This is a genomic window from Streptomyces sp. NPDC005423 (assembly GCF_040606415.1).
GTDB lineage: Bacteria > Actinomycetota > Actinomycetes > Streptomycetales > Streptomycetaceae > Streptomyces.
The window spans coordinates 84,215-106,336 of the sequence record NZ_JBEXET010000012.1; the positions used below are offsets into that span (position 1 = coordinate 84,215).

The following is a 22,122-nucleotide window of genomic DNA, read 5'->3' on the forward strand; positions in this document are numbered from 1 at the left end:
GTCGAATGGGTTGGCCACAGCCGACCCACTGCCTAACATCGATCACCGCAAGACTTTGTGCACCGCCGCACAATCTCCTCGGGAGGTTCCCTTGCACCGCCGTCGCACCGCGCTCGTCCTGTCCGCCGTGATCGCCGCCGCGGCCCCTCTCCTCACCGCCTGCGGAAGCGACGCCCACCCCGGCGCGGCAGCCGTCGTCGGCGGACAGCGGATCACCGTGTCGCAGTTGGAGACCCGGGTCAACGAAGTGCGCAAGGCCCAGCGGGCGGCGGTACAGAACGACGCCCAGTACGTGCGCGCCATCGCCTCCACCGGCGGCCTCACCCGCGAGACGCTCTACGGCATGGTCTTCGACCAGGTCGTGCACCGCGCCGCCCAGGACGGCGGAGTGGCCGTCTCCCGCAAGGAGATCCAGCAGATGCGGGCCGGCCTGGAGGAGCGGGCGGGCGGCGCCACCGCCCTGGAGGCCAGCTGGCTGGCCCAGTACGGCGTCCCGCCGCAGCGCCTCGACGACAACCTCCGCCTCCAGGTGGAGGGCCACAAACTCGCCACCGCGCTCAACACCGACACCAGCAAGCCCGCCTTCTGGAAGGCCCTCTCGACGGCCTCCAAGGAACTCCACGTCGACCTCAACCCCCGCTACGGCACCTGGGACGTCCAGAAGAGCAGCCGGGTCGACGCCAAGACCCCGTGGGTACGCGAGGTCACCGCCGAGCCGAGCGAGCAGACGACATGACGCCGGGGCGCCGTCCGCCGTCCTGTGGATGAGCGGTACGGCGCCTTCGCCCCGCCTGTGGACAACCGGGCCGGCGGAGCCGGAGCACCCCGTCCCTGTGGATAACTCGGGGGGCCGTCGGCGCCGTGGGCTACGTTCGACGGGTGAACGCAATCAGCCCCGAAGACGCCTCCCCGGCGGCCGTCGACCCCGGCCGTATCGTCCTGCTCACCACCAGCCACCGCGTCGCCCCCGGCCTGCTCTCCTGGCCCGCCTGGCAGGCGCTGCGCACCGCCGACCGGGTGCTGTGCGCGGACGGCGCCCATCCGCAGCTGCCGTACCTGAGGGAGGCCGGCACGGCGGTCGAGGAGGCGTCCCCCGACGCCGAGGAACTGCTCACCGCCTGCGCGGGTGGCCGCACCGTGGTGGTCGTCGCCACGGCCGGCGGTGAACCGGCCCTGACCGACGGCCTGGCCCGCCTCGCCGGTTCCGGCCGCGTCTCCATGCCGGAGCTGGAGCTGCTCCCCGCCTCCTACGACCTGCCGGGCGCCCGCCTCCTCGACCTCGTCCAGGTGATGGACCGGATCCGCGTCGAGTGCCCCTGGTCGTCCCGCCAGACCCACCAGGGCCTGGCCAAGTACGGCATCGAGGAGGCGTACGAACTGGTCGAGGCGATCGAGGACGGCGACCGTGACGAACTGCGCGAGGAACTCGGCGACGTACTGCTCCAGGTCGTCTTCCACGCGCGCATCGCCGAGGAGGACCCGGACGCCCCCTTCTCCGTCGACGACGTGGCGGGCGGCATCGTCGCCAAGCTGATCCACCGCCACCCGCACGTCTTCGGGGACGAGACGGCCTCGACCCCCGAGGAGGTCAAGGAGCACTGGCTGCGGACCAAGGCCGAGGAGAAGCACCGCGCCTCGGTCACCGACGGCGTCCCGCTGGGCCAGCCGGGCCTGGCCCTGGCGGCGAAACTCGCCTCCCGGGTGCGCACGGCGGAGCTGGACGTCCCGCTGCCCAAGGGGGAGGGCCTCGGTTACGAACTGCTCGCCCTGGCCGTCCGCGCCGAAGCCGAGGGCGTCGACCCGGAGGCCGCGCTACGGGCGGCGGGCCGCACGTACCGGGACGCGATCAGGGAGACGGAGGGGGTGGACGACGGGGCGTGAAGCAAGCGAGATGTGACGCGGGACAGCCGGCCGGGGTCGAGGGCGGACGCGGCAGCGGACGGATCAACAGCCCTTGGTGAGGCGCGTGTTGGGGCGCGGGTGCATGGATCGCCGCGGGCACGCGGGGGCACGCGGGCCACGAGAGGGGCGCCGGGGACGAGGGGTGGCCGCGGCGCAAGACAGGTCAACAGCAAATAAGGCGGGCTGTGTTGCGACGCGGGCCGCAGGTGCACGAGGCGCGGCTGCACGAGGCGAGGAGGGCGCGCGGGCACGAATGGAGGAGGGGAGCGGGGAAGGGGAGGGGAGGGGAGGGGAGGGGAGGGGGGGAGGGCCCCAGGGAGGACGACGGGCACGACGAGCAGCCGCTCCAGCCGCACCACCCACACCACCCACACCAGCCGTCCGCCCACCCGGCCCGTCCCCTCCGGCCCGCCCCCCCGGCCCGCCCCCCCGGCCCGTCCCCCCGCGGAACCGGCGCCCGGATACCGTCGGGGAGTGACAGACCAGCCGCCCTCCTCGACCGCCACTCCGGAACTCTTCACCTGGGAGTTCGCCACCAACCCCTATCCCGCCTACGCGTGGCTCCGTGAGCACGCTCCCGTGCATCGGACGCGGTTGCCGAGCGGGGTCGAGGCCTGGTTGGTCACCCGGTATGCCGACGCGAAGCAGGTGCTCGCCGACCCGCGCCTGTCCAAGAACCCCGCGCACCACGGCGGGCCGGCGGACGCCAGGGGCAGGACCGGCATTCCCGGTGAGCGTCAGGCCGACTTGATGACGCATCTGCTCAACATCGACCCGCCGGACCACACCCGCCTGCGCAGGCTGGTCAGCAAGGCGTTCACACCCCGTCGGATCGCCGAATTCGCGCCGCGGGTGCAGGAGTTGACGGACGGCCTGATCGACGGGTTCGCGCGGTCCGGCTCCGCCGACCTCATCCACGACTTCGCCTTCCCGCTCCCCATCTACGCCATCTGTGACCTGCTCGGCGTCCCCCGTGAGGACCAGGACGACTTCCGGGACTGGGCGGGGATGATGATCCGCCACGGAAAGGCGGGACAGGGAGGCAGCCCGCGGGGCGGGGTCGCGCGGTCGGTCAAGAAGATGCGCGCCTATCTCGCCGACCTCATCCACCGCAAGCGCGCGGCCCTCCCCGACACCCCGGAGCCCCTTCCCGGCGAGGACCTGATCTCCGGTCTGATCCGCGCCTCCGACCAGGGCGAGCACCTCACCGAGAACGAGGCCGCGGCGATGGCCTTCATCCTGCTCTTCGCCGGCTTCGAGACCACCGTCAACCTCATCGGCAACGGCACCTACGCCCTGCTCACCCATCCCGGGCAGCGGGCCCGGCTGGAGAGTTCGCTGGCGGCCGGCGAACGCGGTCTGCTCGACACGGGAGTCGAGGAACTCCTGCGCTACGACGGCCCGGTGGAGCTGGCGACCTGGCGTTTCGCCACCCGGGCGCTCAGTGTCGGCGGCCAGGAGATCGCGGCCGGCGACCCCGTGCTCGTCGTGCTGGCCGCAGCGGACCGGGATCCGGAGCGGTTCGCCGATCCCGAGGTGCTGGATCTCGGGCGGCGTGACAATCAACACCTCGGGTACGGGCACGGCATCCACTACTGCCTCGGGGCCCCGCTCGCCCGGCTGGAGGGCCGGACCGCGCTCGCCACCCTTCTCACCCGGCTCCCGGATCTCCGACTCGCGGTGGAACCAGCCGATTTGCGTTGGCGTGGAGGACTCATCATGCGCGGATTGCGCACCTTGCCCGTGGAATTCACACCGGTGCCGTAATGGCCGTACGGGGGAATTCGGCCATGGGGGCTCAACCTCGCCCCACCAGGGTAAAGCTGACACTTCCTCATGTCTGTGATCTTCACGTGATCCGCGCGGCATTAACTTGTGACAGGTGTTCGGCTGTGGATACGTTCATCTATCAACGCGGCGCCTCATAACAACGGCCGCGCGGTTCATCGCTGTCGCATGAAAGGCTTCCGCATGCTCTCCGGGAACGGTCGTCACCGACGCCCCCGTCAGGCTCCGGCACTCATCGTCGCGGCCGGCGTGACCGGCTCGGCCATCGCGATCCCCCTCCTCGCGGCCAGCGCCGCGAACGCGGCCGACGGCACCACCTGGGACAAGGTGGCCAACTGCGAGAGCGGCGGCTCGTGGAGTGCCAACAGCGGCAACGGCTACTACGGCGGCCTCCAGGTCTCCCAGGACGACTGGGCGAAGTACGGCGGCCTGGAGTACGCGCCGAGCGCCGACCTCGCCAGCCGTTCCCAGCAGATAGCCGTGGCCGAGAAGATCCTCGACGCCAAGGGCACCTCCGCGTGGACGACGTGCTCGCTGCTCTCCGGCCTCACCACCTCCTCCGGCTCCACGAGCGTCGACACCGGGGTGGCGAGCGACTCCCCGTCGGCCACGGCGACCGGTTCGTCCGACGCGGGGGACTCCTCGGACTCGTCCGACTCGTCGGACGCCGCCGGCTCCGCCGGCCTGTCGGACTCCTCGGGTCCCGCCGACTCGGGTACGTCCGACGCCGGTTCGGCGACTCCTTCGCCGTCCGTCACGGACAAATCCACCGGTACCGCCCACGCCGGTACGTCGGGCGGAACTGACAAGTCGTCCGGTTCCGGCACGAGCGGCGCCCGGAGCTCCCACGGTGAGCCCACGGCCTCGCCCAGCGTCAGCTACCCGGGCAACTCCGTGCAGCCCGCCGCGAAGTCGAGCCTCGTCGACACCGGCTCGCTCGGCACCGTGACCAAGAACGCTGCGACCAAGTCCGCTACGACCAAGAGCGCGACGACCGACGGCGTGGCGTCCGGCGGCAGCGCGGCCCACACCGACGCGGTCACCGGCGGCGGGCGGCACCGGGGGGCGAGCGAGGAGACGTACACGGTCCGGGCGGGCGACACCCTCGGCTCCATCGCCGACTCCCTTGGCCTCACCGGCGGATGGCGCGCGCTCTATGCCGCGAACGAGGAGGCGATAGGCGCCGACCCGGCCCGTATCGTCGCCGGTCAGACACTGGACGTCAGTGCCGAAACGGTCGCAAAGTAGCGGGAGTTGACGTCACGCTTCGCCTCGAATGTCCGCTTTGGGGAAAGTGTGGGATGAGTCTCAGAAGCCCTGATCGTCTTTGAAATTCTCACGATCGCATGTCTACGGTCAGGACCGCTCGTCACCACGGGCCCCGTCAGCCGCAACGCCGAATCCTGCCAGCGGCCGTCCGGGAACAGTCGTCGCGTCAAGCGCCGTAGGCAGGAGCGGGGGACCCAAGGTAGGCGCCGGGCCCGGGAGTCGAGAGACGAACGGAACCGGCTAGGGGTGAAGCCGTGCCTCGTACGAGAGATGTACGAGTCGCGGCCGGGCAACTCACACGGCCCGAACCCGACAGCTCACCTCGCAGGCGTCGGTGAGGGGATCTTCCATGCTGTTTTCCAGCAAGGCCAAGCACCGTCGTCCGTCCAAGGCCACCCGGGTCGCCACGCTCGCCGGCGTCACCGGTGTCGCCATCGCCGCCCCGCTGATGGCGGTCGGCAACGCCTCCGCGGCCACCGCCTCGGAGTGGGACACCGTCGCCCAGTGCGAGGCCGGCGGCAACTGGTCCATCAACACCGGCAACGGCTACTACGGCGGCCTGCAGTTCTCCGCCTCCACCTGGGCCGCCTACGGTGGCACCGCCTACGCCTCCACCGCGGACCGGGCGTCCAAGTCCGAGCAGATCGCCGTGGGCGAGAAGGTCCTCGCCGCGCAGGGCAAGGGTGCCTGGCCGACCTGCGGCACCGGCCTCTCGGGCGCCTCCTCCAGCGGCTCCGGCTCTTCCTCGAACTCGTCGTCGGGCTCCTCGAACTCGGCGGGCTCGTCCGGCTCCTCGGGCTCCTCCAACGCGTCGAGCGGCACCACCGAGCGTTCCGCCGGCACGTCGACGGCCTCCCGCTCCGCCGAGCGCCCGGTCGCCAAGAAGACCGTCACCACCCCGACTGGCAAGAAGGTCGAGAAGGGCGACGGCGAGTACAAGGTCGTCAAGGGCGACAGCCTCAGCTCCATCGCCGCGAAGCACAAGGTGAAGGGCGGCTGGCAGCAGCTGTTCAAGCTGAACAAGGACATCGTCGACAACGCCGACGTCATCTACCCGGGCCAGCAGCTGCACCTGAAGTGACATCCGGCTCGTAGTCGAACCACAGCGCCCTCATATCCGTGGTCCCCATAGTGGAGACCTCGTGAGGGCCACCCCCCGCCCCCACGGGCTCCCCGCTCCGGTGCGTGTTCCCCGTACGCACCGGAGCGGGGTTTTTTCTGGGCGGCCCGAGTGCCGCCGCACACGGCCCCTCTTTGTTCCGTTCGGAAACAATTTGCCCTCGGTTTCTGTCCAGGGGGCGGTCGGGCGGATGGCCGATCGCCCGGAGCCGGTTAGGCTCGTCTCGCAGAGCCGCTGCGGTCCTGCTCACCGCGTCACATCCCATAAGGAGATGCTCGTGCCGTCCATCGACGTCGTCGTAGCCCGGGAAATCCTGGACTCCCGAGGTAATCCCACGGTCGAGGTCGAGGTCGGCCTCGACGACGGCAGCACGGGTCGTGCCGCCGTTCCCTCCGGCGCCTCCACGGGCGCCTTCGAGGCCATCGAGCTGCGTGACGGTGACCCCAACCGTTACCAGGGCAAGGGCGTGGAGAAGGCCGTCCTCGCCGTCATCGAGCAGATCGGCCCGGAGCTGGTCGGCTACGACGCCACCGAGCAGCGCCTGATCGACCAGGCGATGTTCGACCTGGACGCCACCGACAACAAGGGCTCGCTCGGCGCCAACGCCATCCTCGGCGTCTCTCTCGCCGTCGCGCACGCCGCCTCCGAGGCCAGCGACCTCCCGCTCTTCCGCTACCTGGGCGGCCCGAACGCGCACCTGCTGCCCGTTCCGATGATGAACATCCTCAACGGCGGCTCGCACGCCGACTCCAACGTGGACATCCAGGAGTTCATGATCGCCCCGATCGGCGCGGAGTCCTTCTCCGAGGCGCTGCGCTGGGGCGCCGAGGTCTACCACACCCTCAAGTCCGTCCTGAAGACCAAGGGCCTCTCCACCGGCCTCGGCGACGAGGGCGGCTTCGCCCCGAACCTGGAGTCCAACCGCGCCGCGCTCGACCTCATCCTGGAGGCCGTCAAGCAGGCCGGCTACATCCCGGGCGAGCAGATCGCCCTCGCGCTCGACGTCGCCGCCTCCGAGTTCTACAAGGACGGCAAGTACCAGTTCGAGGGCAAGGAGCGCTCCGCCGCCGAGATGACGGAGTACTACGAGGAGCTGGTGGCGGCCTACCCGCTCGTCTCCATCGAGGACCCGCTCTTCGAGGACGACTGGGCCGGCTGGAAGGTCCTCACCGACCGCCTCGGCGAGAAGGTGCAGATCGTCGGCGACGACCTCTTCGTCACCAACCCCGAGCGGCTGGCCCGCGGCATCGAGGAGGGCACCGCCAACGCCCTGCTCGTCAAGGTCAACCAGATCGGTTCGCTGACCGAGACGCTGGACGCCGTCGAACTGGCCCAGCGCAGCGGCTACAAGTGCATGATGTCCCACCGCTCCGGCGAGACCGAGGACGTCACCATCGCCGACCTCGCCGTCGCCACCAACTGCGGCCAGATCAAGACCGGCGCCCCGGCCCGCTCCGAGCGCGTCGCCAAGTACAACCAGCTGCTGCGCATCGAGGAGATCCTCGACGACGCGGCGGTCTACGCCGGCCGCAGCGCCTTCCCCCGCTTCAAGGGCTGACCCACGAGGGGTCAAGCCTGAGCCAGTCGTACGTACGTCCCCGTGCGCGGTCCCGTACCGTGTCCGGGGACGTACGCGCGTGAACGGGAGGCGGGACATGGCCGTGAAGGACCGGGACCGGTTCTCCACCGCGACCAGGCTGAAACTGCTCGGCGAGCAGACGGCGGCCCGCGTCTACCGCTCCCAGACCAAGCGGCAGGCCCGCCGGTCCCGGCTCACCGGCCGGGCGGCGCTCCTCGCCCTGGTGCTCTGCTCGCTGGTGGTGGCGCTGGCGTACCCGATAAGGCAGTACGTCTCCCAGCGCGCCGAGATCTCCGATCTGCAGCGGCAGCAGGCGCGGGCCCGGCAGCGGGTCGAGCAGCTGCGCGACCTGAAGGCGCGCTGGCAGGACGACGCGTACGCCGAGCAGCAGATCCGGCAGCGGCTGCACTACGTGCTGCCCGGGGAGACGGGTTACGTCGTGATCGACCCGGACGCGGCCAAGCAGTCGCGCGCCGAGCTGGGGGCGGCCGACCGCCCCTGGTACGCGAACGTGTGGGACGGCGTCGACAGGTCCGACGCCTCCGACCAGTGAACCGTAGTGAACTGACAGAGAGACTTCCTGACAGCCATGGACACGCCCCCGCCGCCCACCCCGCGCACCGAGCCCGCCGACGCGGACGTCGAGGCCTTCAAGCAGCAGCTCGGGCGTCCGCCGCGCGGGCTGCGCGCGATCGCGCACCGCTGCCCGTGCGGTCAGCCCGACGTCGTGGAGACGGCACCGCGGCTGCCCGACGGTACGCCGTTCCCGACGACGTACTACCTGACCTGCCCCAAGGCCGCCTCGGCGATCGGCACCCTGGAGGCGAACGGCGTGATGAAGGAGATGACGGCCCGGCTGGAGTCCGACGCCGAGCTGGCCGCCGCGTACCGGGCCGCGCACGAGGACTACCTCCGCCGCCGGGACGAGATCGAGGTGCTGGCGGGCTTCCCGAGCGCAGGCGGCATGCCGGACCGGGTGAAGTGCCTGCATGTGCTGGTGGCGCACTCGCTCGCCGCGGGGCCGGGCGTCAACCCGCTCGGCGACGAGGCGATCGCGATGCTGCCGACGTGGTGGAGCAAGGGTCCGTGCGTGACCGTGCCCGGGGGGGGGCCGGCCGGTGCGGGGTGGCGGACGGAGACGACCGAGGACGGCACGGGCCATTTCGCGTTCAGGCCGGTCGGGGAGGGCGAGCAGTGACCCGGGTCGCCGCGATCGACTGCGGTACGAACTCGATCCGCCTCCTCGTCGCCGACGTGCACCCGGACACGGGTCAACTCGTCGATCTGGACCGGCGGATGACGATCGTGCGGCTCGGCCAGGGGGTCGACCGCACCGGCCGGCTCGCGCCCGAGGCGCTGGAGCGGACCTTCGCCGCGTGCCGTGACTACGCGGCCGTCATCGAGGAGCACGGCGCCGAACGCCTCCGCTTCGTCGCCACCTCCGCCTCCCGGGACGCCGAGAACCGTGACGACTTCGTCCGGGGCGTCCGGTCCATCCTGGGCGTCGAGCCCGAGGTCGTCTCCGGCGACCAGGAGGCGGAGTTCTCCTTCACCGGGGCGACCGCGGAGCTGGCGGGCGAGGAGCGGTTCGCCAAGCCCTATCTGGTGGTGGACATCGGCGGCGGCTCCACGGAGTTCGTGGTCGGCGACGACCGGGTGCGCGCGGCGCGTTCGGTGGACGTCGGCTGCGTCCGGATGACCGAGCGCCACCTGGTCCGCGACGGCGCGGTGACGGACCCGCCCACGGACGGTCAGATCGCCGCGATGCGCGCCGACATCGAGGCAGCCCTCGACCTCGCCGAGCGCTCGGTCCCGCTCCGCGAGGCCCGCACCCTGGTCGGTCTGGCCGGTTCGGTGACGACGGTGGCGGCGATCGCCCTGGACCTGCCCGCGTACGACTCGGCGGCGATCCACCACTCCCGGGTCTCCTACGACCGCGTCCGGGAGATCACCGAGACGCTCCTGCGCTCCACCCACGCCGAGCGCGCGGCCGTCCCCTCCATGCATCCGGGCCGCGTCGACGTCATCGGCGCGGGCGCCCTCGTCCTGCTGTCGATCATGGAGCGGACCGGGGCGGTGGAGGTCGTGGTGAGCGAGCACGACATCCTCGACGGGATCGCGTTCCACACGGCACTCAGGTCGTGACGACGCGGTAAGTGGCGCTCCTCGGTGGGGTCGGCTGGCTCGCGGGCTCGTGAGGACCCGCGTGCCTCGGTCGCTCGCGGGGACCGGGGACCGCTTCCGTCGGCCCCTATGTTACCGTCAGGTAATGGTCGGCTGAGCAGCCCGTACAACGTATGAGCGGCCCGGAGAGGGTGTGCGGGGCCCCTCTGGAACGCCGTCGGAAGAAACATCGTGAAGTTCTTCACAAGGATTTCTCTCCTCTCGACCGGAGAAAGTGTCCCGACGGGGCTTTCCGGGGGTCCGGCGGCCGTCGGAGCGGGGTCCGGGCCCGGTCGCGGAGGGATCCCGGAGGGTTTCGGGACGGTGTCGCGCAGGGGTGGTCCAGGGGCCGTGAAGGGTCGGACGAGCAGCTCACGCGGTGTTGACAACGGGCGTAACGGGCCTCGGCCCCCCTCTTCGCGTACGTTCCGGAGCAAGGGGATCGCGGAGGATAACACAGGCCCTGCCCAAGCTTGTGAAGGGGCGCACGAGCTACCCCCCAGAGGCGGGTGGATACTCGATGGCATGAGCACCACGGAGCGTCCCAGGATCCTCGTAGTAGGCGGTGGGTACGTAGGCCTGTACGCAGCTCGGCGCATTCTCAAGAAGATGCGCTACGGCGAGGCGACCGTCACGGTCGTCGACCCCCGGTCGTACATGACCTACCAGCCCTTCCTCCCCGAAGCCGCCGCCGGCAGCATCTCCCCGCGGCACGTCGTCGTCCCGTTGCGACGCGTGCTGCCGAAGGCGGAGGTCCTCACCGGCCGGGTCACCACCATCGACCAGGACCGCAAGGTCGCCACGATCGCCCCCCTCGTGGGTGAGGCGTACGAGCTGCCTTTCGACTACCTCGTCATCGCGATGGGCGCGGTCTCCCGCACCTTCCCGATCCCCGGCCTCGCCGAGCAGGGCATCGGCATGAAGGGCATCGAGGAGTCCATCGGCCTGCGCAACCACGTCCTCGAACAGCTCGACAAGGCCGACTCCACCACCGATGAGGAGATCCGCCGCAAGGCGCTCACCTTCGTCTTCGTCGGCGGCGGTTTCGCCGGCGCGGAGACCATCGGCGAGGTCGAGGACATGGCCCGGGACGCGGCCAAGTACTACACCAACGTCTCCCGCGAGGACATGCGCTTCATCCTCGTCGACGCCGCCGACAAGATCCTTCCCGAGGTGGGCCCCAAGCTTGGCCTCTACGGCAAGGAGCACCTGGAGAGCCGCGGGATCGAGATCTACCTCTCGACCTCGATGGACTCCTGCGTCGACGGTCACGTGGTGCTGAAGAACGGCCTGGAGGTCGACTCCAGCACGATCGTCTGGACGGCCGGCGTCAAGCCCAACCCGGTCCTCTCCCGCTTCGGCCTGCCGCTCGGCCCGCGCGGTCACGTCGACGCCCAGCCGACGCTCCAGGTCACCGGCACCGACTACATCTGGGCCGCCGGCGACAACGCCCAGGTGCCCGACATCGCCGCCCGCAAGGCCGGCGTCGAGAACGCCTGGTGCCCGCCGAACGCCCAGCACGCGCTGCGTCAGGCGAAGGTCCTCGGCGACAACGTGATCTCCGGTATGCGGGGCTTCCCGCAGAAGGAGTACGCGCACGCCAACAAGGGCGCGGTGGCCGGTCTCGGCCTCCACAAGGGCGTCGCGATGATCGTCATGGGCAAGGTGAAGATCAAGCTCAAGGGCCGCCTCGCGTGGTACATGCACCGCGGCTACCACGGTCTGGCGATGCCGACCTGGAACCGCAAGATCCGCATCTTCGCCGACTGGACGCTCGGCATGTTCCTCAAGCGCGAGGTCGTGTCGCTGGGCGCCATGGAGAACCCCCGCGAGGAGTTCTACGAGGCAGCCAAGCCCGCCCCGGCCCCGGCCGTGGCGAAGGCCGAGGAGAAGGCCAAGGCCTCCTGACCCTCGCCGGTCGCAGCCGACGCTGACGCCGAGAAGTCACGCCGCCCGAAGGGGCCGCCCGCCATCCGTGGTGCGGGCGGCCCCTTCGGCGTTTCCGTCGGCCATGTACGTGCCCGCTACAACTATTTTGCCCAGCCGTAACGCAAATGGGGGACTGCGCCCAGGGCCCGCAGGTGTTTACGTGGTCATGGACAATTCCGGGACCCTCGTCGGAGGTGCGCGCCATGGCTGACGCCGCGTTGCGGCTGAAGAGCCTCTTCGAACAGTTGCTGGGCACTCCCCTCCCGGTGCGCATCCGCGCCTGGGACGGCTCGCAGTCGGGCCCGCCGGGTGCGCCCACCCTGGTTCTCCGCAACCGGCGTGCCCTGCGCCGGCTGCTCTGGAAGCCCGGCGAACTCGGGCTCGCCCGCGCCTGGGTCTCCGGCGACCTCGACATCGAGGGCGACCTGTATGCCGCCCTCGACCTGATCTCCGGCCTGGTGTGGGACCGCGGCGAGGACGCCAGGACCCTCGCGCAGGCGCTGCGCGACCCCTCGGTCCGCGCCGCCGTCCGCGGTCTGGTGCGGCTCGGCGGCCTCCCCCTGCCGCCCGCCCCGCCCCCCGAGGAAGTCCGCCGGGTCCGGGCCCACCTGCACACCAAGAACACCGACCGACGCGCCATCAGCCACCACTACGACGTCGGCAACGACTTCTACGAGATCGTCCTCGGCCCGTCCATGGTCTACTCCTGCGCCTACTGGGAGGAGTCGGGCGACCTGGAGGGCGCCCAGCCCGACAAGCTCGAACTCATCTGCCGCAAGATGGGCCTCACCCCCGGCATGAGTCTCCTGGACGTCGGCTGCGGCTGGGGCTCCCTCGCCATCCACGCGGCCCGTGAGCACGGCGTGAGCGTGGTCGGCGTGACCCTCTCCCAGGAACAGGCGGCCTACGCCCGTAAGCGCGTCGCCGACGAGGGACTCACCGACAGGGTCGAGATCCGCGTACAGGACTACCGGGAGGTCGAGGACGGACCCTACGACGCCATCTCCTCCGTCGGGATGGCCGAACACGTGGGCTCCGAACGGTACTTGGAGTACGCCCAGGTCCTCCACGGGCTGCTCAAGCCCGGCGGGCGGCTGCTCAACCACCAGATCGCGCGGCGCCCGCGCCGCGACGAGGAGGCGTACGACATCGACGAGTTCATCGACGCCTACGTCTTCCCCGACGGTGAACTCGCGCCGGTGGGCACCACGGTGACCCAGTTGGAGCGCGCCGGGTTCGAGGTGCGGGACGTCGAGGCGATCCGGGAGCACTACGCGCTCACCCTGCGCCGCTGGGTCGCCAACCTGGAGGGCGACTGGAACCGGGCCGCCCGGCTCGCCGGGGCCGGCCGGGCCCGGGTGTGGCGCCTGTACATGGCGGCCTCCGCGCTCGCCTTCGAGCACAACCGGATCGGCGTCAACCAGGTACTGGCGGTGCGGGCCTTCGCGCCGGGCGACTCGGGGATGCCGTTGCGCGCCCGCACCTGGAACTGAGCGCACGGGAGACGAGTCGGGCCCCGTTCCGCGTCACCGGAACGGGGCCCGACTCGTGTGCTGCGAGCGGGAGTCGACGGTCACTCGGAGTGGATCGCCGACAGCATGTTCAGGCCCGCCGCGCGGCGGGCCGGCCACAGTGCCGCCAGGACACCGACCGTCGCCGCCAGGAGCAGGAAGACCGCCATCCGCGTCCACGGCAGGACCAGTTCGTACGTCGGCAGGTGCGCACCCAGCAGCTCCCCGGCGGCCCAGCCGAAGAAGACGCCCAGACCGATGCCGAGCACCCCGCCGAAGAGCGAGATGACCACCGACTCCAGCCGCACCATCCGCTTGACGGCCTTGCGGTCGAGGCCGATCGCGCGCAGCATGCCGATCTCCTGCGAGCGCTCGAAGACCGACATGGCCAGGGTGTTGATGACGCCGAGGACCGCCACGATCACCGCCATGGCGAGCAGTCCGTAGACCATGTTCAGGATCAGGGTGAACATCGAGGCGATGCTGTTGGACAGGTCCTGCTTGTCCTGGACCTTGATGGCCGGGTTGGTGCCCAGCGCCTTCTCCAGGCGGTCCTTCATGGCGCCCGACGTGCCGTCCGCGGTCTTCACCAGGACCTGCATGTCGGCCGGGTCCTCGACGTGCGGGGTGAGGGTGGCGTTGTCGAGCATGATGCCCTGGATCAGCTCGTTGCCCTCGTAGACCCCGGAGACCGTCAGGCGCGCGGCGCGGCCGTCCTCGTAGTGCGCGGTGAAGACCGAACCGGCCTTCCAGCCATGGGACTTGGCGGTGTCGTCGTCCACCACGACTCGGCTGCCGCCGACCTCGAAGGTGCCGCTGTCGACCGTGGGGTCGGTGAGCCTGCCGATGGCCTTGCCGGTGACGCCCGTCAGGTACTCGGTGGTGCCGTCGATGCGTGAGGCGGCGTTGCGCAGCGGGCTGGTGGCGGTGACGCCGGAGGTGGCGGCGAGCTTCTCGGCGACGTCCGGGGAGAGCGGGTTGCCGTTGGCCATGGAGACCACGTAGTCGGCGCTGATCGCGGACGAGGCCATCTTGTCGATCGACTTCTGCAGGCTGCCCGCCATCACGGTCATGCCGGTGATGAGGGTGAGGCCGATCATCAGCGCGGAGGCGGTGGCGGCCGTACGGCGCGGGTTGCGCACCGAGTTCTGGCGGGCCAGCTTGCCGGAGATCCCGAAGATCCGCAGCACCGGCGCGGACGCGGCGATCAACGGGCGGGAGAGCAGCGGGGTCAGGATGAACACGCCGATGATCAGCAGGACCGCGCCGAGCCCCATCGGGGCCTGGCCGCTGGAGCCGCTCATCGAGGTGGCCGCGAGGACGATGGCGACGCCCGCCGCCGAGAACAGCGCGCCCAGCGTGTTGCGGAGCACCAGCGACTTGGCGGTGGCCTGCGCGTGCACGCTGCTCATCGCGGCCACCGGCGGGATCTTCGCGGCCCGGCGGCCGGGCAGCCAGGCGGCGAGCATGGTGATGAGGATGCCGACGGCGAGGGCGCTGAGCACCGTGCCCGCCGTGATGACGAGCGGTCCGTCCGGCACCGTCGCGCCGAGGGAACCCATGAGGGAGCGCAGCCCGATGCCGATGCCGATACCGGCGACCAGTCCGGTGACGGCGGCGATCGCGCCGACCACGAACGCCTCCACCAGTACGGAGCGGGTGACCTGCCGGCGGGAGGCGCCGACCGCGCGCAGCAGCGCGAGTTCCCTGGTGCGCTGGGCGACGAGCATGGTGAAGGTGTTGGCGATGATGAAGGTGCCGACGAAGAGCGCGATGCCCGCGAAGACCAGCAGGCCCTGCTTGAGGCCGCTCATCGAGGCGGAGATCGCCTTCGCCTGGTCGTCGGCGAGCCGCCGCGCGGTGGTGGTCTCGGTGGTGCCCTTGGGGAGCGCCTGGTCCAGCGCGGCCTTCAGCGCCGTCTGGCTGGTGCCGGCGGCGGCCTTCACGTCGATCTCGTCGTAGGTGCCGGGCTTGCCGAACAGCTGCTGCGCGGTCGCCGTGTCGTAGAGGGCGAGGCTGCCGCCGGCGGCGACGTTGCCGTCGTCGGTGGTGAAGACGCCGACGATGGTCGGGGTGAGGACCGGGCCGTCGACCGAGAGGCGCACGGTGTCGCCGACCCGGTAGCCGGCCCGGCGGGCGGTCTCGGAGTCGATCGCGACCTCGTTCCTCCCGCTGGGGGCGTGGCCGCTGGTGAGCGGGTACCGGGCGTCCTTGGTGCCCCAGTAGTTGCCGCCCTCCGAGCGGAAGCCGCCGCCGATCAGCTTGCCCTTCTTGTCGGCGATCGCGGTGAAGCCCTGGACGACGCCGGTGGCGGAGGCGGCGCCCGGCACCTTGGCGCTGGTGTCGAGCACGGCCTGGGTCAGCTCGGGCGTCCTGCCGACCTTGTCGCCCGTGTCCTCCTGGGCCCTGGGCCCGACGGCGACGTCGACCTGGTCGAAGCCCTTGGCCGAACTCTGTTGGTAGGCATGGGAGATGGTGTTGGTGAAGACCAGGGTCCCCGACACGAACGCGACGCCCAGCATCACGGCGAGCACGGTCATGAGGAGCCGGGCCTTGTGCGCGAGTACGTTGCGCAAGGCGGTACGGAACATGGGTTTTATCAGTCCAGGTCTACGAGGGTCGGGCCGGGGCGGCGCACATCAGGTGCCGGGAGAAGCGGTGACGGACCGTCACATCGCTCAGCTGGTGCGGCCCTTGGCGTCGAACCGCTTCATGCGGTCAAGCACCGAGTCGGCCGTCGGCTCGTACACCTCGTCGACGATCCGGCCGTCCGCGAGGAAGACCACCCGGTCCGCGTAGGCCGCGGCCACCGGGTCGTGGGTCACCATCACCACCGTCTGCCCCAACTCCCTTACGGAGTTGCGCAGGAAGCCCAGCACCTCGGCGCCGGCGCGCGAGTCGAGGTTTCCGGTCGGCTCGTCGCCGAAGATGATGTCGGGCCGGGAGGCGAGTGCCCGGGCCACCGCGACCCGCTGCTGCTGGCCGCCCGAGAGCTGCGAGGGGCGGTGGCTCAGCCGGTCCGAGAGCCCGATCATCCGGATCACCGAGTCCAGCCACTCCTTGTCGGGCTTGCGGCCCGCTATGTCCATCGGCAGCGTGATGTTCTCCAGGGCGGTCAGCGTCGGCAGCAGGTTGAACGCCTGGAAGATGAACCCGATCTTGTCCCGGCGCAACTTGGTGAGCTGCTTGTCCTTCAGGGACCCCAGCTCGGTCTCGCCGATCCGTACGGAGCCGGAGGAGAAGGTGTCCAGGCCGGCCACGCAGTGCATCAGCGTGGACTTGCCGGACCCCGAGGGGCCCATGATCGCGGTGAACTCGGCCTGCCGGAAGGCGATGGAGACCTGGTCGAGGGCGACCACCTGGGTCTCGCCCTGTCCGTAGATCTTCGACAGATCCGTGGCGCGCGCGGCCACCGAGGTGGCCCGGTCGGCGATGGGGGTGGTGGTCACGAGGGGTGCTCCTGTCGGGACGGTGATCGTGCTGGCGACTTCCTCCCATCGTCGCCGCCGTGAACGGCCGTGTAGTCAGCCGCTGTTCCGGTTCCGGGGGCAGCCTGCGGTCGCACGGCGGGGGGCCGTCTCATACCTGGGGATGAGGGCCGACCCCGAGAGGGAGCCCGCCGAGACGTCGAGAACCGGTGGAGCACCCTCGTTCGGGCGGTGAAATTCCGTCATTCCGCTCACGTGCCCGCGCACCGCACGCAACGCTGTTGGCAAGTGCGGATGGCCCGTACCGGGGGCTGATGCACCCTCAGACATCAATAAAATAAGACAACATCGGTCCAGCCGCCCGGTGTTGGGGTGACGCGCCCCGATAGGCTCGGCAACTCGATGCGGGGCCCATGGCCTGCCCGGATGGTGGAATGCAGACACGGCGAGCTTAAACCTCGCTGCCCCTCGCGGGCGTACCGGTTCAAGTCCGGTTCCGGGCACCACCGGCCGCACAGCGGCATATTCCCCCGCCGCTCGTTCAGCCTTCGTAGACCGTCAGTACGGCCCCGTCGACCTCCACCCGCCGCGGTGCGCGCAGTTCGCCGCGTCTGAGCGACTCCAGGCAGCGGCGGAACAGGTCGAGTTCCTCCGTGCCGAGGATGGCGGCGGCGAGGTCGAGGAGGCCGGCGAGCGCCTCCTCGGTCAGGACCTCGGGGAGTTCGCCGGAGAGCAGGGCGACCGATTCGCCCGCCGGTCCCCGGACCACGGCGGTTGTCGCTCCGCCATGTATGAACAGCACGTCTCACCCCTGCAAGCCCGTGGTCGCGCGGCTCACCCGCTCGGGCAGGACGAGAGACTAGCTGTGGATCTCGGTGCTTTTCGGGCGCTCTGGATTCTTTTTCCGAGATGGCAGGGAAACGGTGGAAGAACGGTCGTAGATCGGACGTCGGACGCAACCGCCGGGCCGCGCGGGACGTCCGGGTGGGGTCACTTCTCGTGCGGGGCGCGGTCCAGCAGGGACTCCACGAGGGCGGCCACGTGCCGGCGGTCGGCGGACGAGAGCCGCTGGACGCTGGCGATCAGCAGATCGACCTCGGGGTCGGCGGGCCGGGAGGCGTCCGGGGCGGACGCGGTGCCGGTGCCGTAGACGTGGATGCCGCAGGCCTCGGCGGCGGCCCGGCGGACGGTGTCCAACGGGACGCCGAGCCCCTTGGACAGGCCCTCCAGGGTGGCCGGCTGGGGCATGCGGACGACGCGCTCCGTGGTGGCCAGGTGGTGCACCGTGGAGCGCGGGATGCCGCCGCGGCGCGCGAGATCGCCGTAGGACCAGCCGTTGCGGTCGAGGTGCTCACGGATGATCTGCTGCAGTGCGTTGGCCACCGGTGGTCACTTCCCGCTGCTGGATCTGCTGTGTCTGCTGACGGCGCTGGTTCTGCCGGGTCTTCTGGATCTTCTGTGCGCGCCCCCGATTCTACGGGCGGGCCACCGATCGGCCGAGAGCCGGTTCTCCGAACGGGTTGCGCGGTGGTGGTTCGAGGGCCTAGTGTCCAATCTCGTTGGACAAGCCGTCCGACCAGATTGGACGGAGTCGGGGGGGAACCTGACCCCGTCCGCACGGAAATGCCCATCCCGTAGGGGGAATTGACCATGCTGAACGCCCGTGAACTCGACGCCGAGTCCGCCGAACTGCTGCCGGGCCGCGAGGCCCTGGGCCGCCTGAAGTTCAGCTTCGGCAAGTCGGTGAACGTCACCAAGCACGTCGCCAACATCTCGGCGCACAACGAGTCCGCCGCCCTGAACGACCACTCCATCGGCTCGCTCGCCGACTCCGGCGCCGCGCAGGGCATCAGCGTCAGCCAGTAGCACCGCGCCCGCCGGTACGTCGTAGGCCGCACACCATCCGCACCTCTCGAAAGGACCATCACCATGAGCATGGACATGAATGAGCTGAACGCCGAGTCCGCCGAACTGCTGCCGGGCCGCGAGGCCCTGGGCCGCCTGAAGTTCAGCTTCGGCAAGTCGGTGAACGTGACCAAGCACGTCGCCAACATCTCGGCGCACAACGAGTCCGCCGCCCTGAACGACCACTCGCTGTACTCCGACGCCTCGTCCTCGGCGGCCCAGAGCATCAGCGTCACCCAGTAGCGGCACCGCCGCCGCGACGGCAGGGGGGCGGACCGCACAGGGACGACGCGGTCCGCCCCCCTGGGGGGAGAACGGGGAGAGACCACAGATGACGGTGCTCGGAGACGGGACCGCGGTCCTGCACGACACAGCGACACCGGTGCCGGGACCCGGTGGCCGGCCGGTGACCTACGAGCAGGTCGTGGCGGGCACCGGACGGGCCGCGGCGGCGACGCCGGCGTTGGAGGCCCGGCCGGTGCCGCGGCTCAGCGCCGGGCTGCGGCTGCACGGCGAATACCAGGGATCGGGCTTCACCGAGCCCAAGTACATCGCCCGCCGGGGGGACGGGCAGGTCGTCCAGCTGACGCGGCTGCTGTACCTCGTCGCGTCGTCGGTCGACGGCGTACGCGACACCGAGGTCATCGCCCACCGGGTCAGCGCGCGGTTCGGGCGCGAGGTGAGCGAGGAGAACGTCCGCTACCTGGTCGAGAACAAACTGCGGCCGCTCGGCGTGACGGTCCCCGAGGGCCAGGAGGACGACGAGGTCGACGCCCCGCGCTCCGACCTGCTGCTGGCGCTCAAGGGCCACCGGGTCGTCTTCGACGAGCGCCGCACCGCGAAGATCGCCCGCGCCCTCGCCTGGCTGCACCGGCCGGTCGTGGTCGCGCTGGTGCTGGCCGCGACCGTCGCCATGGACGTCTGGCTCTTCGGCTTCTTCGGGGCGATCGCCCCGGTGCTGGAGGTCCTCGACCAGCCGGTGCTGATCCTGCTGGTCTTCGTGCTGACCGTGGCCTCCCTCGTCTTCCACGAGTTCGGCCACGCGTCGGCCTGCGGATACGGCGGGGCCCGCCCCGGCTGCATCGGCTGCGGGCTCTTCCTGATCTGGCCGTCGATGTACACGGACGTCACCGACGTCTACCGGATCGGGCGGGCCGGGCGGCTCCGTACCGACCTCGGCGGGGTGTACTTCAACGTCGTCTTCATGCTGGCCATGGCCGGGTCGTACTTCGCGACGGGCGCGCAGTTCTTCCTGGCCGCCGTCTATCTCGGGCACTTCGAGATCCTGGAGCAGCTGATGCCGGCCGTCCGCCTGGACGGCTACTACATCCTGGGCGACCTGGCGGGCATCCCTGACCTCTACGGCAAGATCAAACCCATCATGCTGAGCATCGTCCCCGGCGAGAGGGGGCGGGCGGCGCGCGAGGAGGTCCTCGGGCTCAAGAAGTCGGCCCGGACGATCGTCGCCTGCTGGGTGCTGACGATGGTGCCGCTGATCGTCGGCGAACTCGGCTACGCGCTGTGGAACCTGCCGCGCATCATCGCCACGATGGTGCGCTCACTGACCGGCCAACTCCTCGGCACCGGTGCCTCGTTCGCGGACGGCCGGATCGCCGAGGGGCTGGTCGGCGTGATCGGCACGGTCATGCTGCTCTGTCCCATGGCGGGCGTGATCTACCTGTCGGTCAAGCTCGGCGGGCGCATCCTGCGGGCCGCGAAGCGCTCCACGGCGGGCCGCCCCCGGCTGCGCGTCGCCCTGTGCGCGCTGGCCCTGGCCTCCCTGACCGGGCTGAGCTACGCGTGGGTGTCGGGCCTGACCCCGCAGCCGCTGCCGAAACAGCCGCCGATCGCGCCGATCCTCCAGCCCGGGGTCTCCACCGAGCCCCCGCCGGTCCGCCGGGCGTCCACACCGGACGGGGCGCCGGGGAAGGGCGGGGATCCGTCCGCCGGCCCGTCCGCACCGGCGGGTACGGCCGCCTCCTCGGCCGGTACGGGGACGGCCGGCCCCTCGGCCGACGCCTCACCCGGCGCTTCACCCGGCGCCTCGGCCCACGCGTCGGCCTCGCCGACCGCGTCCGGCACCTCCCGGCCGTCGGCCGGCTCGTCCTCCTCCGCCCCGGGGCCGGGCACCGATGCGGGGCCCAGCGGGGAACCCGTCGAGACCGGCTCGCCGTCGGCGACGCAGGGTATGGGAGCCCCGGCCACCGAGCCGTCCGGGCCCGCCTCGAACACGCCGACCGCGTCGGCCACCACGGGGCCGTCACCGACCGACTCGCCGAGCCCCAGGCTTTCTTGACGCATCGTCATAGCCGTCCGGGTGGGGGCAGGGGCCGGTCGGGTGGACGGTTCCGGCCCCGGTGTCGCACTTGAAGGGGTGCCGGCCCCGGGCCCGGTTGCCCGCCCGGCCGTCCCGTCTCCCGCACCGAAGCACCACCGCCAGGGCACCCGGCAGGGCGCCGAACAGAGCACCACCCGAGCATCATCGGACCACCGCAGGAGAAACGCGTGAACAACCATCGCAAACCACGCCCGGCCAAGAGCGTGCTCGGTCAACGGGCCGTCCGCATAGGGCTGTTCGCCGCCGGGATCGCCGGGGTGGCGGCCACCGTGCCGGCCCAGGCGGCGAGCGCGGCGACCGGCGGGGGGCGGCACGCGGCCTTCGCCGCCGACGACGTCTTCAGCCACGCCAACCGCAAGCACCACACCCAGGCCCGGGACTCCTTCTCGGTCCGCCAGTTCGGGGCGGCCGACGCCGTCGGCGTGCGCAACCAGGCGGACGCCGTCTCGGCCGGCTGCTCGGCGGACGACGCCTGCCGTTCGGTGGCGCTCTCCTTCCAGATCGTCACCTTCGCCGGCGAGCACACCCACCTCAACGCCGTGAACCTCAGCGACGCCACCAACAAGAGCTGCACCGGCTGCCAGACCCTGGCCGGCGCCTACCAGTTCATCGTCTCGACACCCAAGCCGGTCAACCTCGACCGGGACGTCCAGCGTCAACTGGGCGACGTACACCGCAAGTTGGACGAGCTGACCCGCTCGGGGCTGCCCGCCGCCGACCTCAAGCGGCAGGCCGACGGGCTGGCCGCCGAGGTCACCGGCATCCTGCGCGACGCCGTGGCCCACGCGCCGAAGGGCACCGAGCAGCCCGAAGTGACCCTGCACCGCCACCTGGACGGCTGGCCCGGTCACTGACCCGACCGCGTGGTGCCCGCCGCGGGCGTGGCGGGCACCACGCCTCCCGGCCGGCCGTTGACAGGGGGCGTACGAGGCCGGAAACTCGGAGCGGACCCGCAAGTGAAGTAAATTTCACAGTGCGAACAACGCTCCGTGCGAGCGGACGACACCGTGCGAACGACACCGCACGGCGCGGCAACGACGCCCACCCGAAGGGAACGCCCGATGCGCACCACCGTCGGCATCATCGGAGCCGGTCCGGCCGGCCTGCTCCTCGCCCGGCTGCTCCACCGGGCCGGCATCGCCTCCGTGGTGCTGGAGAGCCGCGACCGCGCCTACGTCGGGCACCGCCAG

Annotated in this window: 20 protein-coding genes, 1 tRNA gene and 1 riboswitch; of the genes, 17 read left to right on the top strand and 4 right to left on the bottom strand. The window is 71.0% G+C overall.

All coding sequences use genetic code 11. From position 1 onward, the window contains the following. The first annotated feature begins 91 nt into the window (after positions 1 to 91). The 11 genes from ABZT12_RS15800 (at position 92) to ABZT12_RS15850 (ending at position 13,243) form a co-directional block, all read left to right on the top strand. On the top strand, positions 92 to 736 hold the full coding sequence (locus ABZT12_RS15800; protein WP_356383482.1) for a SurA N-terminal domain-containing protein: 645 nt from the start codon (positions 92 to 94) through the stop codon (positions 734 to 736). A gap of 143 nt (positions 737 to 879) precedes the next feature. Next, positions 880 to 1,881 (top strand): nucleoside triphosphate pyrophosphohydrolase, encoded by a 1,002-nt coding sequence (locus ABZT12_RS15805; protein ID WP_356383485.1) that lies wholly within the window; start codon positions 880 to 882, stop codon positions 1,879 to 1,881. 495 nt (positions 1,882 to 2,376) lie between these two features. Beyond that, a complete protein-coding gene (locus ABZT12_RS15810; RefSeq protein WP_356383488.1) occupies positions 2,377 to 3,669 on the top strand; it encodes a cytochrome P450 in 1,293 nt (430 codons plus the stop codon). Between the two features lie 204 nt (positions 3,670 to 3,873). Beyond that, the gene (locus ABZT12_RS15815; RefSeq protein ID WP_356383708.1) at positions 3,874 to 4,938 is read left to right on the top strand and encodes a transglycosylase family protein; all 1,065 of its coding nucleotides are present in this window, start codon (positions 3,874 to 3,876) and stop codon (positions 4,936 to 4,938) included. A gap of 182 nt (positions 4,939 to 5,120) precedes the next feature. After that, a riboswitch (cyclic di-AMP (ydaO/yuaA leader) is annotated at positions 5,121 to 5,305 on the top strand. Between the two features lie 3 nt (positions 5,306 to 5,308). Next, positions 5,309 to 6,040 (top strand): transglycosylase family protein, encoded by a 732-nt coding sequence (locus tag ABZT12_RS15820; RefSeq protein WP_356383491.1) that lies wholly within the window; start codon positions 5,309 to 5,311, stop codon positions 6,038 to 6,040. 310 nt (positions 6,041 to 6,350) lie between these two features. Then, positions 6,351 to 7,637 (top strand): phosphopyruvate hydratase, encoded by a 1,287-nt coding sequence (gene eno / locus ABZT12_RS15825; protein WP_356383494.1) that lies wholly within the window; start codon positions 6,351 to 6,353, stop codon positions 7,635 to 7,637. 97 nt (positions 7,638 to 7,734) lie between these two features. Next, a complete protein-coding gene (locus tag ABZT12_RS15830) occupies positions 7,735 to 8,211 on the top strand; it encodes a septum formation initiator family protein (RefSeq protein WP_356383497.1) in 477 nt (158 codons plus the stop codon). Positions 8,212 to 8,247: 36 nt separating this feature from the next. After that, positions 8,248 to 8,856, top strand: coding sequence for a DUF501 domain-containing protein (locus tag ABZT12_RS15835; RefSeq protein ID WP_356383500.1), 609 nt, complete (start codon positions 8,248 to 8,250; stop codon positions 8,854 to 8,856). Beyond that, positions 8,853 to 9,803: a Ppx/GppA phosphatase family protein gene (locus tag ABZT12_RS15840; protein WP_356383503.1), complete on the top strand. Its 951-nt coding sequence runs from the start codon at positions 8,853 to 8,855 to the stop codon at positions 9,801 to 9,803. Before ABZT12_RS15835 ends, ABZT12_RS15840 begins: the two co-directional genes overlap by 4 nt. Positions 9,804 to 10,346: 543 nt before the next feature. Continuing rightward, entirely contained in the window at positions 10,347 to 11,729 is a 1,383-nt protein-coding gene (locus ABZT12_RS15845) for an NAD(P)/FAD-dependent oxidoreductase (RefSeq protein WP_356383506.1), read from the top strand. 224 nt (positions 11,730 to 11,953) lie between these two features. Further along, on the top strand, positions 11,954 to 13,243 hold the full coding sequence (locus ABZT12_RS15850) for a cyclopropane-fatty-acyl-phospholipid synthase family protein (protein WP_356383509.1): 1,290 nt from the start codon (positions 11,954 to 11,956) through the stop codon (positions 13,241 to 13,243). Positions 13,244 to 13,323: 80 nt separating this feature from the next. Here the strand turns inward: ABZT12_RS15850 and ABZT12_RS15855 are convergent, their stop codons facing one another. Next, positions 13,324 to 15,852, bottom strand: coding sequence for an FtsX-like permease family protein (locus ABZT12_RS15855; protein WP_356383512.1), 2,529 nt, complete (start codon positions 15,850 to 15,852; stop codon positions 13,324 to 13,326). 87 nt (positions 15,853 to 15,939) lie between these two features. Further along, positions 15,940 to 16,710, bottom strand: a complete 771-nt coding sequence (locus tag ABZT12_RS15860; protein WP_356383516.1) for an ABC transporter ATP-binding protein — start codon at positions 16,708 to 16,710, stop codon at positions 15,940 to 15,942. A 399-nt stretch (positions 16,711 to 17,109) separates the two neighbouring features. On the opposite strand from ABZT12_RS15860, the gene ABZT12_RS15865 reads away from it, so the two are divergent. After that, a tRNA-Leu gene (locus ABZT12_RS15865) sits at positions 17,110 to 17,195 on the top strand. Positions 17,196 to 17,230: 35 nt separating this feature from the next. On the opposite strand, the gene ABZT12_RS15870 is transcribed toward ABZT12_RS15865, so the two are convergent. Both ABZT12_RS15870 and ABZT12_RS15875 read right to left on the bottom strand, forming a co-directional pair. Then, positions 17,231 to 17,491: a hypothetical protein gene (locus tag ABZT12_RS15870; protein ID WP_356383519.1), complete on the bottom strand. Its 261-nt coding sequence runs from the start codon at positions 17,489 to 17,491 to the stop codon at positions 17,231 to 17,233. 188 nt (positions 17,492 to 17,679) lie between these two features. Next, the gene (locus ABZT12_RS15875; protein WP_356383522.1) at positions 17,680 to 18,072 is read right to left on the bottom strand and encodes a helix-turn-helix transcriptional regulator; all 393 of its coding nucleotides are present in this window, start codon (positions 18,070 to 18,072) and stop codon (positions 17,680 to 17,682) included. A 267-nt stretch (positions 18,073 to 18,339) separates the two neighbouring features. Here ABZT12_RS15875 and ABZT12_RS15880 point away from each other — a divergent pair, with 267 nt between their 5' ends. The 5 genes from ABZT12_RS15880 to ABZT12_RS15900 all read left to right on the top strand — a co-directional run. Next, complete coding sequence (locus ABZT12_RS15880) at positions 18,340 to 18,555, top strand: hypothetical protein (protein WP_356383525.1); 216 nt, start codon at positions 18,340 to 18,342, stop codon at positions 18,553 to 18,555. Positions 18,556 to 18,618: 63 nt separating this feature from the next. Then, a complete protein-coding gene (locus ABZT12_RS15885; protein WP_356383528.1) occupies positions 18,619 to 18,837 on the top strand; it encodes a hypothetical protein in 219 nt (72 codons plus the stop codon). An 88-nt stretch (positions 18,838 to 18,925) separates the two neighbouring features. Then, complete coding sequence (locus ABZT12_RS15890) at positions 18,926 to 20,890, top strand: hypothetical protein (protein WP_356383531.1); 1,965 nt, start codon at positions 18,926 to 18,928, stop codon at positions 20,888 to 20,890. Between the two features lie 209 nt (positions 20,891 to 21,099). Then, positions 21,100 to 21,786 carry a hypothetical protein gene (locus ABZT12_RS15895; protein WP_356383534.1) on the top strand — a complete coding sequence of 229 codons (687 nt, stop codon included), beginning with the start codon at positions 21,100 to 21,102 and terminating at the stop codon, positions 21,784 to 21,786. A 207-nt stretch (positions 21,787 to 21,993) separates the two neighbouring features. Next, on the top strand, positions 21,994 to 22,122 hold a 129-nt coding region (locus ABZT12_RS15900; RefSeq protein ID WP_356383711.1), incomplete at its 3' end, for an FAD-dependent monooxygenase.

What these genes read in the sequence shown, in the direction of transcription:
- ABZT12_RS15890 (WP_356383531.1), top strand. Translation starts at nt 18,926, where the DNA reads ATGACGGTGCTCGGAGACGGGACCGCGGTCCTGCACGACACAGCGACA.
- ABZT12_RS15845 (WP_356383506.1), top strand. Translation starts at nt 10,347, where the DNA reads ATGAGCACCACGGAGCGTCCCAGGATCCTCGTAGTAGGCGGTGGGTAC.
- eno (WP_356383494.1), top strand. Translation starts at nt 6,351, where the DNA reads ATGCTCGTGCCGTCCATCGACGTCGTCGTAGCCCGGGAAATCCTGGAC.
- ABZT12_RS15880 (WP_356383525.1), top strand. Translation starts at nt 18,340, where the DNA reads ATGCTGAACGCCCGTGAACTCGACGCCGAGTCCGCCGAACTGCTGCCG.
- ABZT12_RS15885 (WP_356383528.1), top strand. Translation starts at nt 18,619, where the DNA reads ATGAGCATGGACATGAATGAGCTGAACGCCGAGTCCGCCGAACTGCTG.
- ABZT12_RS15850 (WP_356383509.1), top strand. Translation starts at nt 11,954, where the DNA reads ATGGCTGACGCCGCGTTGCGGCTGAAGAGCCTCTTCGAACAGTTGCTG.
- ABZT12_RS15835 (WP_356383500.1), top strand. Translation starts at nt 8,248, where the DNA reads ATGGACACGCCCCCGCCGCCCACCCCGCGCACCGAGCCCGCCGACGCG.
- ABZT12_RS15820 (WP_356383491.1), top strand. Translation starts at nt 5,309, where the DNA reads ATGCTGTTTTCCAGCAAGGCCAAGCACCGTCGTCCGTCCAAGGCCACC.
- ABZT12_RS15830 (WP_356383497.1), top strand. Translation starts at nt 7,735, where the DNA reads ATGGCCGTGAAGGACCGGGACCGGTTCTCCACCGCGACCAGGCTGAAA.
- ABZT12_RS15815 (WP_356383708.1), top strand. Translation starts at nt 3,874, where the DNA reads ATGCTCTCCGGGAACGGTCGTCACCGACGCCCCCGTCAGGCTCCGGCA.
- ABZT12_RS15855 (WP_356383512.1), bottom strand. Translation starts at nt 15,852, where the DNA reads ATGTTCCGTACCGCCTTGCGCAACGTACTCGCGCACAAGGCCCGGCTC.